The organism is Ureibacillus massiliensis 4400831 = CIP 108448 = CCUG 49529 (assembly GCF_000772965.1).
GTDB classification, from domain to species: Bacteria; Bacillota; Bacilli; order Bacillales_A; family Planococcaceae; genus Ureibacillus; species Ureibacillus massiliensis.
In genome coordinates, this window is the sequence record NZ_JPVQ01000093.1 from 1 (window position 1) to 2,761 (window position 2,761).

3 protein-coding genes are annotated in these 2,761 nt (G+C 31.5%); all 3 read right to left on the minus strand.

Going from position 1 to position 2,761, the window contains the following annotated elements:
- Positions 1-180: 180 nt before the first annotated feature.
- Complete coding sequence (locus CD30_RS18790) at positions 181-666, minus strand: carbonic anhydrase (RefSeq protein WP_036180614.1); 486 nt, start codon at positions 664-666, stop codon at positions 181-183.
- Between the two features lie 10 nt (positions 667-676).
- Complete coding sequence (locus CD30_RS18795; RefSeq protein ID WP_036180617.1) at positions 677-1,684, minus strand: sodium-dependent bicarbonate transport family permease; 1,008 nt, start codon at positions 1,682-1,684, stop codon at positions 677-679.
- A gap of 141 nt (positions 1,685-1,825) precedes the next feature.
- Positions 1,826-2,200 carry a Na-translocating system protein MpsC family protein gene (locus CD30_RS18800; RefSeq protein WP_036180620.1) on the minus strand — a complete coding sequence of 125 codons (375 nt, stop codon included), beginning with the start codon at positions 2,198-2,200 and terminating at the stop codon, positions 1,826-1,828.
- Positions 2,201-2,761: the final 561 nt, after the last annotated feature.

A 2,761-nucleotide genomic window follows, 5' to 3' on the forward strand; every position in this document is an offset into this window, starting at 1 on the left:
CCACAGTGGACTTTCACCACCTAGATAGTTGCCATGCCTGGCACACAATGAAAAAGAGTAAAACAGACTACCTGTTTACTCTTTTTCACGCAGAATTATTTTATGTTATTCTATAAATTTACTTTAGAATAAGTTAGATATTCTTTATCGAGCTTTTCAACCCGAAAGTTTAAATCAGAACTATGAAATCTCTTCAAATTCGCTAAGTTCTGCACTAGCAATGAAACCAAATACCGTAACGTTTTTTGGAATTAGTGGATGTTGTTTAATCAAGGATATATTTTCCTTTATTATCGTTTTCATATCTTGTCTGCCAACTAACCAGCTCATTAAATCTTCCCCTACTACGCCAATGTACTCAATTGCTTTCATTTCTTTAGTTGAAATATTAGCTTTTTGAATTTTGGAAAAGAACTCATCCTTATTAATCGAACATTCTGTACTTTCTTTATCTCCAATAATAAATATTTCTTCAACCTCTTCTTGGTAAACAGCAATAATGATACTTCTCATAATGGAGTCATAAGGTTGAGAGATGATATTCCCAATCGTTTTTATAATGATTAAATCCTCACCATTTTTATTCGTAATAATCGGAAAATGCTGATTTAGTTTTTCATTTAAACCCGTTATAATTAATGCCTTTTTACTAGTTGAATTTCCCATGAGAAACCTCCTATTGAATCCAGTTTGCTATTGCAAAATAGATAGGTATTCCAAGAATAAGGTTAAAGGGGAAGGTAACCCCTAATGATAATCCTAAATAGATAGATGGATTTGCTTCAGGTACAGATGATTTTAGAGCAGCTGGAGCAGCAATATAAGATGCGCTTCCTGCTAGTACGCCCATTAATGTAACTCCACCCAAAGACAGACCAACAAAATGTCCTACAAAAACACCCAAACTACCAAATAAAACAGGTGCTAACATCCCAAAAAGGAGTAATTTAAGCCCGTATTTTTTTACTTCCGGTAAGCGTTGACCTGCAACCAATCCCATGTTCAATAAAAACAGAATTAATATACTACTATATAAATCTATAAATAAAGGTTTAACCGTTGCTAAGGCATTTTCCCCTAATATCAATCCTATTATTAAACTACCTAGCAGCAACAATACACTTTTTCCTAATATACTTTCTTTTAGTACTTCTTTATTTATAAGTCTTGCTGATGCGGGAACTATTCCAAAATTCTGAGAGGATATTATCGGTTCGGCATTTCTATTCTCTAGAATTTTAAGTAAAATCAATGAGACTAAAATAGCAGGGCTTTCTAATAACACAACTAATGCATTCATAAATCCTTCATAACTGATACTATTTTTCTCTAAAAATGAGATTGTAGCTCCATAGGTTACCACACTAATTGACCCATATGTAGCAGCAACGCCAATTGAATTTTTTAAGTCCATTTTCATGAAGCGCATAATTAATAGGGTAAGAATTGGGATTGCAATTCCTAAAAATAATGTACCCATAATTGGATTGATTACCGTTTCAAATGAATAATGGGAAAGCTCTATTCCCCCTTTTATTCCAATAGCAATTAAAAGATAAATACTTAACGCTTCACTTAAAGCATTAGGAAATTTTAAATCTGACTTAAATAAAGCAGCAACAATTCCCAATACAAAAAACAATACAACTGGTGAAAATAAATTTTGATAAATAATTTCTGACATTACGTTTAACTCCTCTATCTTATTTTCTAATAAAAAAACCGACAATCTAAGGGAGAAATGGTGTTTTGACCCATTTCTCCTTTAAGACTGCCGGTTTATCTTCAACTAACGTACTAGTTTTTTGAAGATCTCCCTTTTTCTTTAGTTCATATTTTGTAACTCTTTCTCTAAATCATCAAATAATTTAAAGACCATTATCCGTTCTCCAGTATGAGTGCTTATATCACTGTAAAAGCTTTTCACTTTTACTCCAGTTAAATTTAATATTATTTCTTTTAAATCTTCTACACCAGATTCAATTAATGCTGTTCGATTTCTTTTTACTGATAGTAAGCCCTCTTTGGTTTTACACAGTGTATATTCAGCAGGTGATAGAATGCCACGTAAAGTGACAATAATCATGTCTCTTAAAATATCCGTTTTAACTGAAACAGAACCACGTCCAAGGAAATCTTTTTCCCATTGAGTTAATGATTTACTTATTTCTGATTCGATAGTTCCTTTTGATTTGTTCATCTCAAATTCCCCTTTACACAAAAAACGGTATATTCCCACCTAGGTCACCTAGTTAAGAATATACCGATTTATCTTATTCTTCACCACTAATTGTGTTAGGTTACTTTTTCATAAAGTCAATTAAATGATTAACAGTATGCTAAAGCCCTAACAAAACTAAAGGTTTAAATAAGTATCTCTCGATTTTTAATTTAAATAAAATTTACCTTAAAATAGGATTTATGTCAATACGTAAACTAAGAAGTTCAACTTTTTAGTAAAGGATACTCTTTTATGAACGTAGATGCAAGTTGCATGCATCCCATTGACTCGCTCCTAATTGAAAAAAGGTATTGTACATTTTGGTTATACAAAGAATTTAGATCAGTCAGTTTACCGTTTCCTATTTTTAATGGTAATGTAAAAATATACATATTTCAATCGGGGAGGTCTACAATGTTTCATATCGAATTACATAACGCCCTATGGCTTTTTATTGTTGTTTTTATGCTTCATGATTTTGAGGAAATAATCACTAACGTCGCATAAATATTGACTGAATTTTCTGTTTTATTATTTTTC

Excerpts from the sequence above, each read along its gene's own strand:
- CD30_RS18790 (WP_036180614.1), bottom strand. The coding sequence starts at position 666 with ATGGGAAATTCAACTAGTAAAAAGGCATTAATTATAACGGGTTTAAAT.
- CD30_RS18795 (WP_036180617.1), bottom strand. The coding sequence starts at position 1,684 with ATGTCAGAAATTATTTATCAAAATTTATTTTCACCAGTTGTATTGTTT.
- CD30_RS18800 (WP_036180620.1), bottom strand. The coding sequence starts at position 2,200 with ATGAACAAATCAAAAGGAACTATCGAATCAGAAATAAGTAAATCATTA.